General features: G+C 61.8%; 18 protein-coding genes. 8 read left to right on the top strand and 10 right to left on the bottom strand.

The genetic code is table 11. The annotated features are described in order from the left end of the window. Nucleotides 1-11 precede the first annotated feature (11 nt). The gene (gene typA, locus FEZ60_RS26275) at nucleotides 12-1919 is read right to left on the bottom strand and encodes a translational GTPase TypA (protein ID WP_033234466.1); all 1908 of its coding nucleotides are present in this window, start codon (nucleotides 1917-1919) and stop codon (nucleotides 12-14) included. A 336-nt stretch (nucleotides 1920-2255) separates the two neighbouring features. On the opposite strand from typA, the gene FEZ60_RS26270 reads away from it, so the two are divergent. Continuing rightward, on the top strand, nucleotides 2256-2432 hold the full coding sequence (locus FEZ60_RS26270; RefSeq protein ID WP_092807195.1) for a hypothetical protein: 177 nt from the start codon (nucleotides 2256-2258) through the stop codon (nucleotides 2430-2432). On the opposite strand, the gene FEZ60_RS26265 is transcribed toward FEZ60_RS26270, so the two are convergent. Then, nucleotides 2410-2853, bottom strand: coding sequence for a (deoxy)nucleoside triphosphate pyrophosphohydrolase (locus tag FEZ60_RS26265; protein ID WP_051730499.1), 444 nt, complete (start codon nucleotides 2851-2853; stop codon nucleotides 2410-2412). The genes FEZ60_RS26270 and FEZ60_RS26265 overlap by 23 nt on opposite strands. Before the next feature lie 16 nt (nucleotides 2854-2869). Between FEZ60_RS26265 and FEZ60_RS26260 the strand changes: the two genes are divergently transcribed. From FEZ60_RS26260 to FEZ60_RS26250, 3 genes are all read left to right on the top strand, one after another. Then, on the top strand, nucleotides 2870-3169 hold the full coding sequence (locus FEZ60_RS26260; RefSeq protein WP_172937424.1) for a 4a-hydroxytetrahydrobiopterin dehydratase: 300 nt from the start codon (nucleotides 2870-2872) through the stop codon (nucleotides 3167-3169). A 262-nt stretch (nucleotides 3170-3431) separates the two neighbouring features. Continuing rightward, the gene (locus tag FEZ60_RS26255) at nucleotides 3432-4193 is read left to right on the top strand and encodes a hypothetical protein (protein ID WP_033234469.1); all 762 of its coding nucleotides are present in this window, start codon (nucleotides 3432-3434) and stop codon (nucleotides 4191-4193) included. 79 nt (nucleotides 4194-4272) lie between these two features. Next, entirely contained in the window at nucleotides 4273-4572 is a 300-nt protein-coding gene (locus FEZ60_RS26250; protein ID WP_045069448.1) for a hypothetical protein, read from the top strand. Here FEZ60_RS26250 and FEZ60_RS26245 read toward each other — a convergent pair. After that, complete coding sequence (locus FEZ60_RS26245) at nucleotides 4563-5054, bottom strand: MarR family winged helix-turn-helix transcriptional regulator (protein ID WP_045069445.1); 492 nt, start codon at nucleotides 5052-5054, stop codon at nucleotides 4563-4565. The two genes, FEZ60_RS26250 and FEZ60_RS26245, sit on opposite strands and share 10 nt — an antisense overlap. Before the next feature lie 75 nt (nucleotides 5055-5129). Here FEZ60_RS26245 and FEZ60_RS26240 point away from each other — a divergent pair, with 75 nt between their 5' ends. After that, nucleotides 5130-6593 carry an MFS transporter gene (locus FEZ60_RS26240; RefSeq protein ID WP_051730500.1) on the top strand — a complete coding sequence of 488 codons (1464 nt, stop codon included), beginning with the start codon at nucleotides 5130-5132 and terminating at the stop codon, nucleotides 6591-6593. A 246-nt stretch (nucleotides 6594-6839) separates the two neighbouring features. Further along, nucleotides 6840-7340: a nuclear transport factor 2 family protein gene (locus FEZ60_RS26235; RefSeq protein WP_033234471.1), complete on the top strand. Its 501-nt coding sequence runs from the start codon at nucleotides 6840-6842 to the stop codon at nucleotides 7338-7340. On the opposite strand, the gene FEZ60_RS26230 is transcribed toward FEZ60_RS26235, so the two are convergent. Beyond that, nucleotides 7327-8091: a DUF1906 domain-containing protein gene (locus FEZ60_RS26230; RefSeq protein ID WP_033234472.1), complete on the bottom strand. Its 765-nt coding sequence runs from the start codon at nucleotides 8089-8091 to the stop codon at nucleotides 7327-7329. The two genes, FEZ60_RS26235 and FEZ60_RS26230, sit on opposite strands and share 14 nt — an antisense overlap. Nucleotides 8092-8932: 841 nt before the next feature. On the opposite strand from FEZ60_RS26230, the gene FEZ60_RS26225 reads away from it, so the two are divergent. Continuing rightward, entirely contained in the window at nucleotides 8933-9160 is a 228-nt protein-coding gene (locus tag FEZ60_RS26225) for a PLDc N-terminal domain-containing protein (RefSeq protein ID WP_172937423.1), read from the top strand. Here FEZ60_RS26225 and FEZ60_RS26220 read toward each other — a convergent pair. The 6 genes from FEZ60_RS26220 to FEZ60_RS26195 all read right to left on the bottom strand — a co-directional run bounded on the left by FEZ60_RS26220 (nucleotide 9148) and on the right by FEZ60_RS26195 (nucleotide 15016). Beyond that, nucleotides 9148-10107 (bottom strand): antibiotic biosynthesis monooxygenase, encoded by a 960-nt coding sequence (locus FEZ60_RS26220; RefSeq protein ID WP_172937422.1) that lies wholly within the window; start codon nucleotides 10105-10107, stop codon nucleotides 9148-9150. The genes FEZ60_RS26225 and FEZ60_RS26220 overlap by 13 nt on opposite strands. 1 nt (nucleotide 10108) lies before the next feature. Then, on the bottom strand, nucleotides 10109-11509 hold the full coding sequence (locus tag FEZ60_RS26215; RefSeq protein WP_172937421.1) for an amidohydrolase family protein: 1401 nt from the start codon (nucleotides 11507-11509) through the stop codon (nucleotides 10109-10111). Nucleotides 11510-11560: 51 nt separating this feature from the next. Further along, a complete protein-coding gene (locus FEZ60_RS26210) occupies nucleotides 11561-12310 on the bottom strand; it encodes a type II CAAX endopeptidase family protein (RefSeq protein WP_287159992.1) in 750 nt (249 codons plus the stop codon). 121 nt (nucleotides 12311-12431) lie between these two features. Beyond that, complete coding sequence (locus FEZ60_RS26205) at nucleotides 12432-12905, bottom strand: VOC family protein (protein WP_033234476.1); 474 nt, start codon at nucleotides 12903-12905, stop codon at nucleotides 12432-12434. Between the two features lie 70 nt (nucleotides 12906-12975). Continuing rightward, a complete protein-coding gene (locus FEZ60_RS26200) occupies nucleotides 12976-13983 on the bottom strand; it encodes an alpha/beta hydrolase family protein (protein WP_045069438.1) in 1008 nt (335 codons plus the stop codon). Nucleotides 13984-13993: 10 nt separating this feature from the next. Continuing rightward, nucleotides 13994-15016: an alpha/beta hydrolase family protein gene (locus FEZ60_RS26195; RefSeq protein WP_092807379.1), complete on the bottom strand. Its 1023-nt coding sequence runs from the start codon at nucleotides 15014-15016 to the stop codon at nucleotides 13994-13996. A gap of 172 nt (nucleotides 15017-15188) precedes the next feature. Between FEZ60_RS26195 and FEZ60_RS26190 the strand changes: the two genes are divergently transcribed. Then, nucleotides 15189-16886, top strand: a complete 1698-nt coding sequence (locus tag FEZ60_RS26190) for a fumarate hydratase (RefSeq protein WP_033234479.1) — start codon at nucleotides 15189-15191, stop codon at nucleotides 16884-16886. Nucleotides 16887-16903: the final 17 nt, after the last annotated feature.

Below are 16903 nucleotides of genomic sequence, written 5' to 3'. Positions count from 1 at the left end.
ACTGCGAAAGACTACAGAGAAGCCTTGTCGCGGGACTTGCTGCGTGAACGCTCACGAGCGCGCTCGGTTGCGTTGAGGTGCACCTTGCGGACGCGGACGTCCTCCGGGGTGACCTCGACGCACTCGTCGCCGGAGCAGAATTCCATGGCTGCTTCGAGTTCGAGCTTGATCGGCTTTGCGAGGGTCTCCATCACGTCTGCGGAAGACTGACGCATATTGGTCAGCTTCTTCTCGCGGGTGACGTTGATGTCGAGGTCTTCCTGACGCGGGTTGATGCCCACGACCATGCCCTCGTAGGTGTCTGCGCCGGGCTCGACGAAGAACGTTCCACGGTCAGCCAACTGGATCATGGCGAACGGGGTGACGGAGCCGGAGCGGTCCGAAACGAGCGAACCGGTGTGGCGCGCACGGATCTCGCCGGCCCACGGGCCGTAACCGTCGAACACGGCGTTGGCGATACCGGTTCCGCGGGTATCCGTGAGGAATTCCGTACGGAAACCGATGAGCCCACGCGAAGGAACGATGAACTCCATGCGAACCCAGCCCTGGCCGTGGTTCGACATCTGGACCATCTTGCCCTTGCGGTTTGCGAGTAGCTGCGTGATGGCGCCGAGGTATTCCTCCGGGCTGTCGATGGTCAGCTCTTCGAACGGCTCGTGGACCTTGCCGTCGACGACCTGGGTGACAACCTGCGGCTTACCGACGGTGAGCTCGAAGCCCTCGCGACGCATCTGCTCGACGAGGATGGCGAGAGCGAGCTCTCCACGACCCTGGACCTCCCATGCATCGGGGCGACCGATGTCGAGGACCTTGAGCGAGACGTTACCGACGAGCTCCTGGTCGAGGCGAGCCTTGACCATGCGCGAGGTCAGCTTGTGACCCTTGACGCGGCCGACGAGCGGCGACGTGTTGGTGCCGATCGTGACCGAGATGGCCGGCTGATCGACGGTGATGCGGGGCAGCGGCACCGGGTTCTCGAGATCAGCGAGGGTGTCGCCGATCATGATGTCCGGGAAGCCTGCCACTGCGCAGATGTCGCCTGCGTAGGCAACCTCTGCCGGAACGCGCTCGACACCGATGGTGGTGAGCAGTTCGGTGATCTTGGTCTTGGTGATGACGGGCTCGCCGTCGACCTCGCGGCACCAGGACACTGTCTGGCCCTTGCGCAGCTCACCGTTGTGGATACGAACCAGCGCGAGGCGGCCGAGGAATGCGGACGCGTCGAGGTTGGTGACGTGAGCCTGCAGGGGTGCGTCGGACGTGCCCTTGGGGGCCGGGACGTACTCCATCAAGACCTGGAAAAGTGCGGTGAGGTCTTCAGCGTCGGGTGCCTGGCCGTTTTCGGGCTGCACGGTCGAGGCCTTGCCCTCACGGCCGGAGGCGTAGAGGACGGGGAGACCGAGCGCGAGCTCAGCGGCTTCGGCGGCTTCGTCGGACAGGTCCGATGCGAGGTCGAGGAGCAGATCCTGTGCCTCTGAGACAACCTCTTCGATGCGGGCGTCAGGGCGGTCGGTCTTGTTGACGACCAGGATGACGGGCAGCGACGCAGCAAGCGCCTTGCGCAGCACGAAGCGTGTCTGAGGAAGCGGGCCCTCGGAAGCGTCGACGAGCAGAACGACACCGTCGACCATGGACAGGCCGCGCTCGACCTCTCCACCGAAGTCGGCGTGGCCGGGGGTGTCGATGACGTTGATGACGGTGATCGAGCCGTCGTCGTTGCGCTTGTGTACGGAGGTGTTCTTCGCGAGAATCGTGATTCCCTTCTCGCGCTCGAGGTCTCCTGAGTCCATGACGCGATCGACCAGCTCGGCGCGCTCCTCGAAGGCGCCGGACTGACGAAGCATGGCGTCAACGAGGGTGGTCTTGCCGTGGTCGACGTGTGCGACGATGGCAACGTTACGGAAGCTGGTGGTGGTCACGCGATGGCTCTCCTGGCTGAGTAATTCGGCTAAGTAATCGGCCACGCGAAACTCGCATCGCACGGCTCTTCTGGTGGCCGCTGCACGAATGTGTGATCCGAGTACGTGCACGAATCGCCTCGAGAAGGCACCGCGGCCTAGTAAATACTACTCGCTCCGAAGACCTGCTCGCGCAAAGTGCGTCCTCTATCACGGCCACGACCTGCAGATAGTGATTTTCGCCACTACTGAAGCAGGTAAATCTTTTGCTGGCAATTCAGCGCTTTTAAGGTTACGCTAACCTTGTCTGCAGTGCGGTTCTCCGCCATCGCCGTTGAAGGAAAGACGCAGTGCCACATGGGAAAAGTTAAGCCAAGCAAAGTTTCGCAGCTCAAGCCCAAGAAGAAGTGCTGCCGCAAGAAGACTCGCTGCGTGAAGTGCCCGGTTGTGATCATGCGGATGCGGAAGCTCGAGAACAACGGCGCCTCCAAGAAGGAACTCAAGGTCGGCCTCAAGATGGCTCGGGCAGCCTGAGCCTGCGCAATTCGGTGAGCAGATCCGGTATCCACGCCTGATCGTTCACCACCATGTCGAACTTTTCCAGATCGTCGGCGTCCACCCACGCAAGCTGCGCATGATCCAGTGCCGCGGGCTCCCCGGCCAGGATGTCCACTCGATACGCTCGCAGAACTCGTCCGCGACCCAGTGCAACGTCGACGCCGATTCGACGCCCGCAGCGGACAACAACACCTAATTCTTCTGCCAGTTCTCTCTCGAGAGCGTGTTGCGGCGTCTCGAACGCCTCGACTTTGCCACCCGGAAGCTCCCACATCCCCGCCAACTCCGGCGGGCGGATGCGCTGCGCCAGCAACAACCGGCCATCACGGAAGATTGCACCGGCCACTATCTCGTACTCGTCGGGAGCCCCGCCACCCCTTGCAGCCTCGTCGCTCATGACACCATGATGGAGTATGGCTTCCGTGATGTCCGATTCCGCGATCGACGCTGCTCTCGCGGAACTGCCCGACTGGCACAGATCCGATAATGCAATCGCGCGGGTGGTCGAATCCGCGACATTTCCCGAAGCCGTCGCGCTGCTTCAGTACGTCGCCGCAGCTGCCGAAGCCGCCGATCATCATCCCGACATGGACGTCCGGTGGCGGAAAGTCACCTACACACTGTCGACACATTCGGCGGGCGGCATTACCGAGCTCGACGTGAAGTTTGCTCGGAAGATCGATGCGCTCGTCGCAGATTCGGCAAAAAACTGACGTCTGAAACCGCCTGAACCGACATAACAGTTGCATCAATATTCACATTGATCACTTCTGTCACAGGGTATGGTCTGCAAGCAATCATTTCGAGGCCAGTCATGTAATAGACTCCACCGGGATCCGTAGCTGCTCAGAAACTGAACGGCTGTACAACCCGGGGCTCTCTTACATAGAGTGACCCCTCGAGCCGTCAACGCGGTCGCTACGGCGCCTGCGCGGTCTGACTAAGGATGGGGAAACAGTGCTTCGAACCCGAGGTATGCGTAAGGCGTTCACCGCCGTCGCAATTGCCGCAGCAGCAGGACTGGCTTTGCCGGCACAGGCAATGGCCGATCCGGCTCCCGCCCCCACACCGGACAGTGTGCCGATCGAGTTCCTGGCATCGTTTGCTCCCGCCATCATCGGCGCAGCCGCAGGACCCGTCGACGCCCAGGGCGTCACCCAGGTTGCCGGCAATCCGCAGGCCGATCTGCTCGCACAGGCTCGCGCGATTCTCAATTCCGCCGGACTCCCGCCCGAGATCAAGGCGACGCTCGAGAAGGTCATCACCTTCCTCGACGGCAGCGGCGGCGGCGGACCGGCGATTCCGGACGAGAACGCACCCGTCATCGCACAGTTCCTGTACCCGACTCTTGGTAAGGGCTGCATCTCCGCGACGGCTGATTCCGTCGGCACCGCACTTGCCGTTCCCGGCCCGGCACACCTGCCGCCTCCGGGACCTGCCGCAGGTCAGGCCGGGTTTGTCTTCACCGCGCTCGGCACTGCTCCGGCCACCGATGACCAGCCCGTCCCGCTGACGGTCACCTGGATCAACATCGACAACGGTCGCAGCGCTACGCAGAATCTCACCACGGCCGCTCGCATCAACCCGGACGGCCCCGCCACCCTGTCGGCTATCGCCGACACCGGCCCGGGACGCGTGCTGTCCGTGATCAGCGGTTCGCTGACCACCCAGCCCGAAGGCGCAGATCGCATCACCTGCAGCTTCCTGCCGACCGTAGGTATGTTCGCAGTGGCTTGATCCACAAACGACGCAAAGAGGCTCGCCGAATTTTCGGCGGGCCTCTTTTGTGTGTGCAGTGCTCGTGATAGACCAAGGAATGGGACATTCCAGATCAATTCTGTCGATCCGCTCCGAAGGATCGATTCTTTCGATCGGTAGCACTCACTCGATCTTGTCGATCGGCAGCGCCTTCTCGATACTGTCGATCGGCAGCATCGGTTCGGCCGGGTCGATCCTGAGCTCTGGTTCCTTTGCCAGTCTCGGATCGGCGTTTTCCGCGCTGTCTCGGTGGTCACTGATGTCGTGGCGCGGAAATCACTCGTCGCCGGACGACCGGCCGAAACTGGTTGTGATTGCGCCCGAACCGGATTCGACGCTAGCTCACACTCAGACGTGATCGTCGGGTGCCGGCCGCGGCCAGGTCCGACCTTCGAGTTCTTCCACCGATTGGTTCAAGTGCCGCAGTAGGTCACCCAACGCCCGACGCGACTCCGGCGTCCAGTTTCGCACCACCTTTGCCACACCGGCAGTCGAATGTTCACGGTCTGCGCGCAGTTGTGCCAGACCGGACTCGGTGGGGCGGACCTTTCTCGCGAGTCCGCCGTCCGGGTCTTCGACGCGTTCGACCAAGCCTTGGCGACGGAGAGCGCCGATCTGCCGATTGATGGTCGAGATGTCCAATCCGAAGGCGCAGGACAGCTCTTTCAAGCTCATCGGTTGTTGTAGTTCCAGGCGCCCGAGTAGCAGGTATGCCGAGCGGTCCAGATGAAGTTCGGCGCGCTGTGCCAGGGCGTGATACCGCGACAACAGCGTCAACTCGTATTCGATGTCGACAAGGTCGCGGTCTGGGTCCGGCTTTTGTCCGTGCGCATTCGTCACGTTGTGCAGGATACACAGAATGTGTAGCGTGCACAGAATAGGTGGCAAGCGCTACCCACATACTTCGGGAGCCGAATGTCCGTTCACGCCCATCCGTCGAACGCGGATACAGCCGTCGACGCGACAGTGTCCCCGCGCCCACGATTGATCCTCACTGTCCTCGGCCTGTGCGGGATCGTCGTCGCCCTGATGCAGACGCTGGTCGTCCCGATCATCCCTCAGCTACCGAGCCTGCTGAACGCGTCGCCGGCCGACACGTCGTGGGCCATCACCGCTACGCTTCTCGCCGCTGCTGTCATCACCCCGATCAGCGGCCGCCTCGGCGACATGTTCGGCAAGAAACGCATGATCCTGGTCAGTCTCGGCCTGGTGGTTCTCGGTTCCGTCATCTGCGCGCTGTCGTCGTCGCTCATCGTGCTGGTGATCGGGCGCGCGCTCCAAGGCGCCTCCGTTGGTGCCATCCCGCTGGGCATTGCCATCCTGCGTGACGTTCTGCCACCGAAGAAGGTGGGCGGCGCGATGGCCGTCATGAGCGCCACCCTGGGCGTCGGCGGCGCTGTCGGCCTTCCCATCGCCGCGCTCATCGCTCAGAGCGCCGATTGGCACTTCCTGTTTGTCGTGTCCGCGGCTCTGGGTTGCCTCTGTATGTTGTTGGTGTTCTTCGTCATTCCCGAGTCATCCGTCCGCAAGCCGGGACGTTTCGACTTCGTCGGCGCCCTCGGCCTGGCCGCTGCCCTGATCGCCCTGCTCCTGCCGATCACCAAGGGCGGCACATGGGGATGGACCGATCCCAAGACCCTGGGGCTACTGGCGTCGTCGGTCGTCATCTTCGTGGCGTGGGGCTTCTGGGAGCTCAGACGCAGTGCGCCGCTGGTGAATCTGCGAATCGCGGCACGTAAACAAGTGCTGTTCACCAACCTCGCATCCATTGCCATCGGCTTTTCGATGTACGGGAATTCGCTGTCGCTGCCACAACTTCTCATGGCTCCGAAGGACACCGGCTACGGATTCGGATTGTCGATGGTGACCACCGGCCTGGTACTCGCACCCGCCGGATTGGTGATGATGGCGCTCTCCCCCGTTTCCGCCCGCATCTCGGATTGGAAGGGTCCGCGCATCACCTTGCTGACCGGATCGCTGGTCATCGGACTCGGTTACGTCGCCGCCCTCTTCGCGACGTCCGCGGTGTGGCAAGTCGCGCTGGCCGGAATGGTGATCGGAGCTGGTGTGGGACTGACATTCTCGGCGATGCCGGCCCTCATCATGAGCTCGGTTCCGATCACGGAATCGGCTGCCGCGAATGGTTTGAACTCACTGATGCGGTCGATCGGAACCTCGAGTTCCGCCGCCGTGGTGAGCGTTGTGCTTGCCGGTGCCACCATCATGGTCCACGACCGCGTCTACCCCACGCTCGATATGTTCAAAGCCACGTTCGTGATTTCGATTGTCGCGGCGGCCGTAGCGATGATCTTCGCGTGGTTGATTCCCAAACGGAAAGCGCCGCACAGGGAATCAACCACGTCGCGGCCGCAAGAATGACACGGCCGTAAGAACTGCGGGAGGTACTACTTCTCCGAAGCGCCTTCGATGCTGCCGGCAATCTGCAGCTTCGACAGCAGGGTGTAGATGAAGTCGATGAGAAACTCCATGAAAATATTTCCTCTCGCAAATACGGGTCCCGACCCGTCAACGACGGTACCGCAACACAAGATCGGCCGAATCCGCACCTCTCGGACACGAGAACATGTTCTAATTTGACTCGGTCGTCTACCCGAGGAGTCACACATGGCATGGACACGCGCTGAACTCGATCAGGCCTTTACGGGTTTCCAGAACACCGTCGTCGAATGCACGCGCAGCGGCGATTGGAATGCGTTTGCCGACATGTTCACCGAAGACGTCGTCTACGTCGAGCATGCCTTCGGGACCCTCAACGGCCGTGAGGCCGTGCGCAAGTGGGTCACCCGCACGATGACCGAGTTCCCGGGAAAACGCATGACGGAGTTCCCCGCAAACTGGTACGTGATCGACGAGGAGCGCGGGTGGATCATCTGCGAAATCGACAATCCTATGGAAGACCCGGGCGACGGATCCACTCACGGCGCCGCGAACATCACGATCCTGCACTACGCCGGAGACGGATTGTTCTCCCGCGAGGAAGACGCATACAACCCGATGAATTTCCTGGCGATGACCAAAGCCTGGTGCTTGGCCGCCGAAGCCGCGGGCAACCTTCCCGAGGATGCCCGCGCCTGGTTGGCAAAATTCGGCGCTATGGTGCGATAGAGCCGATCGGAATGTTGGGCACGATCGAACCGGCCAATGACCACTGCCCGTAGTCGAGGGCAAGGATCGAATTCAGGTCGACGCCGATACCGTCGACCGTGCGCTTGTCGATCTCGAACTGATGCAGGTGCGCCCGAGGATGGACGTAGCCCTTCGGCGAGCCCCAATTATGTTGCCAGTACCAGGTTCCGACCCCCACGCCGATCATCGCGTCGAGCACGCCGGTGTTTCCGTAGATACCAAGATTCTGATTGCCGACCACCGACGCCCATCCCTCGAGATAGGGCCTGATGAGGTTGTTGATCTCGGCCGGCGACGGGTTGTCGTCGATGGACGCGTAGATCGGACGCCCCTCGGGTCCACCCGCTTGGCGGTGCAATTCGAGGCCCCGTGTTGCATGCCTCTTGCCGCCTTCGCGGCCTTCACGCCAATCGGCCGTCGCACTTTTTCCGAACTGATAGCAGGACACGACCTGCAGTCCCGCTGCTGTCAGAGCGTTCACTTCACCCGCCTTGACTGGCTTCCCCACCATCCAGTTTGCGTCAGGGCGGCGGTCGGATACGTAGCGGATCGCGCCCGCGTAGCCGCCCGCCCGAATCGACTGCGCCGACGGGACCCCGGCGGAGTAGTCGAGCAGAGTTCCGAGCGAGCCGGCATTGGCCACCGTCGCCGTGCCACTGAGCGCGGCCAGTCCAGCGGCGGCAGAACCTGCGGCCGCGTACTTGAACAAACTTCTTCGTGAGACGTGCACACTGCTCCGATCATCGGCGTATCCCGCCCGATCTAGGCGGAAAGTCGAGTTTCTTTATTCACTCGATTGCACCACAGTCACAAGGCCACTGCCTTGCACTTGACCAACACCAGCCACACCACCGCCGTGACCAGCGACAACAAAAACGATGGCCCCCGAAACTTTCGTTTCGAGGGCCATCGTCATCGGCCGTAGCGGCCGGAAGTTATCAGCTGAGCGACGTGAAGAACGTCAGAGCACTGAACAGGTCAGATGCGTTGCTGAGGAAGTCGGTGATGAAAGAGAACTGGCCCGAGAGTTCAGCGCTGGTCATGTGTTAACTCCTGTCGAAGATGAAACATCAGTGGTCTAACAGGCCCTCTTGCTGACCTGCTGGGCTAAGACTAGAGGTCTTCCGTTACTTCCGCGACACCAAATGTGTCCGGGACGTTACATCTTCGGACCTAGGCGGCAAACGCATATTCACAGGTAACGCCCAGGAGGCGTGATCCGATCGAGATAATTCGCCCTATTTTTAACGATATCCGAACACGGTTTCCATTAGTGGTTACTACTTCGCAATCTCTCAATTCGGCCAAATGATGTTGGTAAGCCTAACTTAATTGTTCCTGTTTCAGCACTAGCGCCGCCCTGACCAGGAATGGGACGATTCCCCGCGAGGCCGATCGGCGCACGGACGCCATGCCGCGCAACTCTTCAGCCACGGCTGCGATTAACAGAACATTGATGCCTGTCGAGGCCGATCGAAACGAAGCCCGAAACAAACCCGACCTCCCAGAACGTGATGCTATTCACACCAAATGTCCGGGCCGTTGCAGACGCATCGGGCACAGTTGATGTCATGAGCCGCAACAAGAAGTCATGGAGTGAACTCTCACCGCGCCAACGACGCATTGTGATCGTGATGGGGTCGATCCAGTCGATTCTGGCAATCGCCGCCTGGGCCGATCTCGCGAAGCGCGATCGTGCTGCGGTCAACGGCAGTAAGGCCAAATGGGCATCGATCATCGCGATCAACTTTTTCGGACCGATCACGTACTTCCGGCGCGGCAGGATTCAGTCGAAGTAGTCCCAGAACTGCAACCACTTCACGGAAGCGAACAGCCCGAGCGTCCCGGCATATATCGCCAGGACAGCGGCGGTGCCGAGGACGTTCGTGCGTAGTTTCGCTCCGTCGAACGGGTCGAGCCATCGACCGAACCGACGCGTCGCCGCCGGCATCAGGAACCACGTCATCGCCCCGACGCTGACGATCTGGCTCAGCCACATCGACAGCCAGGGCGGTGCGCCGATCCCGTCGAGCACCGGACCGAGAAATCGCGACAACGTCATCACTGTCGGGTAGAGGACCAGAAGAATGATCATCGCGGTCTTCCAGTTCGGAGTCGCCCGCGTCTGCCCGTTCTCGGTGCGCAAGATCGTGCCGAAAGGGGTGGAGCGCACGGATTCGGTGAAGTCTTCCGCCAACTCCTCGCGAAGCGCAGGCAACACCGCCGCCCGCTGCTCCGATCGCATCCACGCGGACAGTTGCGGTTCCGTCCGGAAGCGCAGAACCGATTGCCACCGCGTCGCATCGGCAGTCGAGCACAGCAGCAATGCACTCTCGTACCCCGAGAAACGCGAACTTTCCGCGATCAGGCGATGCTGGGTCCGCAGAAATTCGTCTTGCCGTCCGGCGACAACCGTGTGGTCGTACACGCCGATGCCGGGCGGCGGCACGGCATCGTCCACAAGGACAAGGTCCGAACTCTTGGCCCGGACCCCGCGCGCCACACCGTCCTTCACGACGCGTGCATGCTCAGGAGAGTCGAGCCAGCCATGCAGCTCGTCGACGCCGGAAAAGGTATGGGACACACCGTAATCGGAAAGCTCTGAACCGTCACTGACTGCGCTGCCGAGATAACCCCGAGCCGATTTTGCCGTTACGACGGCCTGAGCGGCCCACTCAGCGAACAGCTCGTCGCCACCGTTCTCGGGGCGGTGATAGGCCGTGACAACCGTCGCCGAACCGGACACGTCAGGTCGACACCCTGCGACCCTGGACGTACACGTGCGAGATCGCCGGCTCACGCATCGCCATCAACAATCCGAACAGAGTTTGATCACGCGCCAGAATCGGATCAGGCGACCGCGTGCCGAAGTTGATCAGACTGCCCAGCGCCGGCCACCCGGCCGGATCAACGACGAGGAAATCTGCCTCTTTACCGGCGTCGAGGTTTCCGATGCGGTTCTCCATGTCCAGCGCACGCGCTCCGGCCAGTGTTCCCGTGAACAGCAATTCGGCCGGGTGGAGCGAAAGCGCGCTGTCGCCCTCCTCCGAGATGTGCACTTTGAAAGCGTCGCCCAGAACCCGCGACAGGAGGAATTCGTCGCCGCCGCCGAAGTCCGAACCGATCGCGATGTTGACTCCCGCCGCCACCGTTCGCTTCCACGGCATCGTGCCGGAACCGAGGAACTGCTGCGACGTCGGGCAATGAGCAATCGACGTTCCGGTCTCCGCCATCCGAGCCAATTCGGAATCCTGGCAGTGGACGGAGTGCGCAAGAATTGCGCGGGGTCCGAGGAAAGACTTGCCACCGACTTCGGAGCCTGGCAGGAACTTGCCGTCGTACGTATCGAGGTACGACTGAACCTGGTAACGCTCGAGCGTCGTCGCCACTTCGCCTGTGCCCGGCCTGTTGTTCTCGTTGAGGTGACTGTGGAAGTACACGCCACGGCCTCGCACCGAGTCGTACAACTCCCCCAGATTCTTCAAGGTCTCCGTCGTTACGGCCAGGGAAAACCGCGGTACGACGGCAACGTGCAGGAGAGCAGTGTCAACGTCACCGGTGTCCGCACCGTGCCACCGATCGATCTCGTCGCGGGTCAGCGTGATCGCGTCGTCCTCGGACGTGATGAGCGCGGCTGCAGATTCGGGCCCCGTGGTTTGGATGCCACGGCCGCTGACGAGGCGAAGCCCGGTTCGCTGAGTTTCCGCGAACAACGCGTCCTGCGCGTGCGGAAAAGCGGAACCGAAGACCATTGCCGCGGTAGTTCCGGTGGCTATCCGGCGAGCGCAGAACGCGGCAGCGGCGTGCGCGGCAAATTCCGGATCGGCCAATCGTGATTCCGAGGGGAACACGCAGAGATCGAGCCACTCGAGTAGTTGTCCACCGCCGTAGGCGTCACCGGCGTAGATCTGCGGAAAGTGAACGTGAGTGTCGATGAATCCGGGGAGCAGAAACCCTGGGCGATGATCGTGGACGTCGCCGCCGTGCAGATGCTGCGGCAACGCGTCGAATTCACCACAGAAAGCCACAACACCGGCGTCGTCGATCGCGAGCACACCGTCGGGGAGGGAGACGAGCGCGTCGGCCGTGCCCTCGACCGTCGGGCTACCGGAAATGTGGAAGATATGGCCCCGATGCAGCTGTATCACTCATTGAGCAAATCACAGTCGCGGCGATACCGCGCGTTCGAATTGTCCGGATCAGTTCATGGTGGCGTGCCACACGAACGCTGCGGCCAAAGCGCCCGCGCCGTTCAGGGACCAGTGCAATGCGATGGGCGCAAGAAGACTGCCACTTCGATGGCGAAGCCACGTGAAGACGAGACCGGCCGCTGCGGTGGCCAGAACCGCGCCGAGAATACCGGCGATCTGGCCGACGACCCCATTACCGAGGAAGCCGGACAGCCCCGCGTTTCCACTGGTCAGACCCATCGACGACGCGATGTGCCACAGCCCGAACGTCAACGAACCCGCTGCAGCGACGCCCCGGAAGCCACTGACCCGGTTAAGCGTCCCGTGCAGGACACCGCGGAATGCCAATTCCTCCGGAATGACGGTCTGCAGGGGAATGATGATCATCGACGCGATGATGGCGCCCGAAATGGTTGCGTAACGATCAGCCATGAAGAACGGCCTGGTCAGCGGCAGCAACGCGCCGACGGCCACGACAGTCAGAACCAGTCCGACTGCGATGAGTGCGTACTTCGAACCGCTTTTGAGATGCTTCGGGGACAGGCCCAACTCCGCCCAACCCAGCCCTCTGCGCTTGCTCATCGCGAGGAGCACAAGCGCCGAGATCGGAACCGTCGCGATGCTCGCCCACACCGTGGTGAAGTGCGCAATCAGATTGGTTCCCACCAGGACCGCGATGACCACTGCGATGTCGATGTACGCGTGGACGCGAGGACGCGAGGTAGACGGGGCCGTGTTCAGAACAGCAGCATCAGACACGGTTGAAAAACTCATATAAGGCCGTCACCCATCTCCGCAGTTAGCTGAAAATTCACTCATTCAAGTGTACCGACGCTGCTGACCTGCCCGCCAGGTTTGCGTCGACACTCACAGTCGACTCTCAGAGTGCGGCACGTTCGAGTTCTGCCACGTCGATCTTCTTCATCTGCATCATCGCGTCCATCACACGCTGGGCTTTTGCGCGATCGGGATCCTGCATCAATTCGATCAATCGGTTCGGCACCACCTGCCACGACAGACCGAACTTGTCCTTGAGCCAACCGCACTGGCTTTCCTCACCGCCCTCGGTCAGAGCCGACCAGTAGTGGTCGACTTCAGCCTGGTCGGCGCACGGAATCTCGAACGACACCGCCTCCGAGAACGTGAACATCGGTCCGCCGTTCAACCCGGTGAACCGCTGTCCGTCGAGTTCGAACACCACCGTCATGACCGACCCTGCCGGTTGACCGGACGGCGATCCCTCGCCGTATCGCTCGATTCCGATGATTTTCCCTTTGCCGAAAACCGAGATGTAGAACTGTGCTGCTTCCTCCGCTTGCGTGTCGAACCACAGGCACGGGGTGATCGAGGGCATGACTACTCCTTAGGTCGGGACGGTCTTCACAGGGATAGACCGTCGCGGCCGCCGGAAATCATCGGGTAGTTCAGTCGAACAGAGCCGACTCGATCACCGGCCAGGAACGCGCCAGTTCGTCGGACCAATACGGCCAACCGTGTGTGCCCACCGGTTGCGCGCTGCGCGTGACGTCGACGCCGTGACTGCGGAGCACACCGGAAATCTGATCGGTACACAGATTGGCGCCGAGTTCCATGACACCACCGACGACAACGACCCGAGCAAGGTCGGGCGTCTCGAGTGTTTCGTGGGGACCCGGCAATCCTGTGCCCGATGACAGGTACACCTTTGTGCCGCGAAGCTTGTCCGCGTTGGCAAAGATGTCGTGCTCGCGCCACGCGGGGCTGTCCACCGGACCCCACATCTGCTCCGATGTGGCCATTCCGTTGATGACAACAAGATCCGTCAGAGCCTTACCGAATCCACCCACCGTCGTGTAGCACCCACTGTAGGCAGCTACCCCGTCGTACAGATCCGGTGCCCGCTGGGCAAGCATGAGCGCGGCCTCGGCCCCCATCGAGATGCCACCGATCGCGTTGCGCCCACTGGTGTCGAACGCCCCGTCGATCAATGGCGGCAATTCCTTGGTCAGGAAAGTCTCCCACTTGAGCTTGCCGAATTTCGGGTGGTCTTCCTGCCAATCGGTGTACATGGTTCCGGTTCCGCCGATCGGCGCAACCACAAAAACGTTCTTGTCCGCGAAGAACTCCCGAGCATTGCCCTTCGTCGGTTCGAACCAGTTGTTGTCCTCGATCTGGCCCGAGTTTCCGTCGAGCAGGTACAGAACGGGCCGAGGCTCCGAACTATCGGCCGGGAGAAACACCCGCACGGCCATCGTGCGGCCCATCGCCGGACTGTCGACGTCGAGCAGCACTTCCCGCTCCGACACCGACGTGGTCGCGGCGATTCGCGGCGACGCATCGGCGGACACGGTTTGTGCCGGCGGCGCTGCTTCGTCCGCGCTCGCAACGATCGGGAGAGCCACTACCGACGCCAGCGACACGGCGCACGCCAGTGCGATCTGAGACATACGCATGCAAAAGTCCTTACAAGCCGAGGGACGCGGCAAACATCGGCCACGAATCGTGCAGGTCGTCCTGCCAGTAGCCCCACGAGTGGGTACCGGCCGGTTTGATGTTGTATCGGATGTTATCCATGCCCAGTGCGGTGGTGCGATCCGCCAACTGCATTGTGCAGAAATGTGTCGCAGCCTCGATGCCCCCACCCAGAGCCAGCGTCGCTGCCAGCACCGCGACGTCGTTGTCGATTCGCGGATCTGCCAACGTGTCGTACGGGCCGGGGATGCCCGTTGCGGTCGTGATGTACATCGGAATTCGCGGTAGCTTCTCCGCATTCACCACCGGATCGTGTGCAACCCACGCGGGGTCGTTGTACGGCCCCCACATGTTCTCGGGGTTACCCCCACCGATCCCGACGACCACTTTGACGAAATCCTGTCCCGGACCGGGACTGGTCATCGCGCAGCCACTGAACGAAGCGACGCTGTTGTAGACCGTCGGCGCACTCATCGCCAGATTCAACACAGATGTACCCGCCATCGAGATCCCCCCGAGTGCGTTCTCGCCCGTCGTATCGAAATACTCGTCGATCACGTGCGGCAGTTCCGACGTGAGAAACGTGGTCCACCTGTTCACGCCGTTGTTGTCGTTGATCTGTGCGAGCCCCGGATCCGGCCGCAACCAATCGGTGTAATAGCTGAACGCCCCGTCCAACGGAGTGACCACGTTGACGTGCTTGTCGGCGAAGAACTCCGGCACGTCGGTACGTACCGACCATGTCGCGTCGTTCTTCCCACCATCCACCCCGTTGAGCAGATACAGCGTCGGCGCGGGCGTCGACGTGTCGGCCGGGCGAAGCACCTGGACCGGAATTCCGCGATCCATCGACGGTGAATACACGACGACGTCGACGAGGCGGCCTTGCGCGGGTACGGCGCTGATCACGCGTGGACCGCCCGTCTCGGCCACTGCCGGCGACGACACGACAAAGAGAACGGTTGCGGCCGTCGCAGCACCGATCAATGCACGCGCTATGCGGATACCTCTCATGAAAACGTCCCTCGAGTTGCCGAGCACAGATGGACATTATTGCCCGAAATGTTCCGTTTCGAGGGCAAACGACCCAGTCACGACTACCGTCCGACCGCCCGGCGTAATCGAGGAAAACCCCCAACGATAACCTGAACGAGACCTTCGCACGCACCCTTGTTCAGGAGAAAAGATGGCCGACTTCCTCTATGAGGACCTGTTGCCGATCGGTGAGGACACCACCGAGTACCGACTGCTCACCACTGAAGGGGTGTCGACAGTCGAAGGCCCGGACGGTCGGACCTTCCTGAAGGTCGAGCCCGAAGCGATGCGTCTGCTGACCGAAACGGCTCTGCACGACATCTCCCACTACCTGCGCACCGACCACCTGACGCAGCTGGCGAGCATCCTCGACGATCCCGAAGCGTCCAACAACGACAAGTTCGTTGCTCTCGATCTCCTGAAGAACGCAAACATCGCAGCCGCTGGTGTTCTCCCGATGTGCCAGGACACCGGTACCGCAATCGTCATGGGCAAGCGCGGACAGCACGTATTGACCCCCGGTGATGACGAGCAGTCCATCGCCCGCGGTGTGTACGACGCCTACACACGCCTCAACCTGCGTTACTCGCAGAACGCCCCCATCACGATGTGGGACGAGAAGAACACCGGAAACAACCTCCCCGCACAGATCGAGCTGTATGCCGATACTGCTGCCGGACACGAGAACTCGTACAAATTCCTGTTCATGGCCAAGGGCGGCGGCAGCGCAAACAAGTCCTACCTGTACCAGGAAACCAAAGCGATCCTGAACCCCGACTCGATGATGCAGTTCCTCGAGGCAAAGATCCGCTCGCTCGGTACCGCAGCGTGCCCGCCGTACCACCTCGCGATCGTCGTCGGCGGCACGTCTGCCGAGTTCGCGATGAAGACGGCCAAGTACGCGTCCGCGCACTACCTCGACGAGCTCCCCACCGAAGGCGCCATCACGGGCCGCGGCTTCCGCGATCACGAACTCGAGAAGAAGGTCTTCGAGCTCACGCAGAAGATCGGCATCGGCGCACAGTTCGGCGGTAAGTACTTCTGCCACGACGTCCGCGTCGTCCGTCTCCCCCGCCACGGCGCTTCGCTGCCCGTTGCCATTGCCGTGTCGTGCTCCGCAGACCGTCAGGCCAAGGCCAAGATCACGCCCGAAGGTGTCTTCCTCGAACAGCTCGAATTCAACCCGGGCCGTTTCCTGCCCGAGGTCACCGACGCGCAGCTCGACTCCGAAACCGACGGAATCTCCGGAACCGGCAAGGGCGCAGCGGTCAAGATCGACCTCACCAAGCCCATGGCCGAGATCCTCGCCGAGCTGTCCAAGCACCCGGTGAAGACGCGTCTGTCGCTCACCGGTCCGTTGGTCGTGGCCCGCGACATCGCGCACGCCAAGATCAAAGAGCGCCTCGACGCCGGCGAGGAAATGCCGCAGTACCTCAAGGATCACCCGGTGTACTACGCCGGACCTGCCAAGACTCCGGATGGAATGGCCTCCGGTTCGTTCGGCCCGACCACGGCCGGCCGTATGGACTCGTACGTCGAGCAGTTCCAGGCCGCCGGTGGCTCGATGATCATGCTGGCCAAGGGAAACCGGTCCAAGCAGGTCACCGACGCGTGCAACACCCACGGCGGTTTCTACCTCGGATCGATCGGTGGACCGGCGGCTCGTCTGGCACTCGACTGCATCAAGAAGGTCGACATCCTCGAGTACGCCGAACTGGGTATGGAAGCCGTCTGGAAGATCGACGTAGAGGACTTCCCCGCGTTCATCGTCGTAGACGACAAGGGCAACGACTTCTTTGCCCATACCGGTGAAGTAACCCTGACGATCGGCAAGCGTCCGGGTCTGTAGACAGTTCAATGCAAAGA

The sequence above is a fragment of the Rhodococcus sp. MS16 genome, assembly GCF_013277795.1.
In the GTDB taxonomy this organism is placed as follows: Bacteria; Actinomycetota; Actinomycetes; order Mycobacteriales; family Mycobacteriaceae; genus Rhodococcus_F; species Rhodococcus_F globerula.
This window is presented reverse-complemented; position numbering and strand designations above follow the sequence as displayed.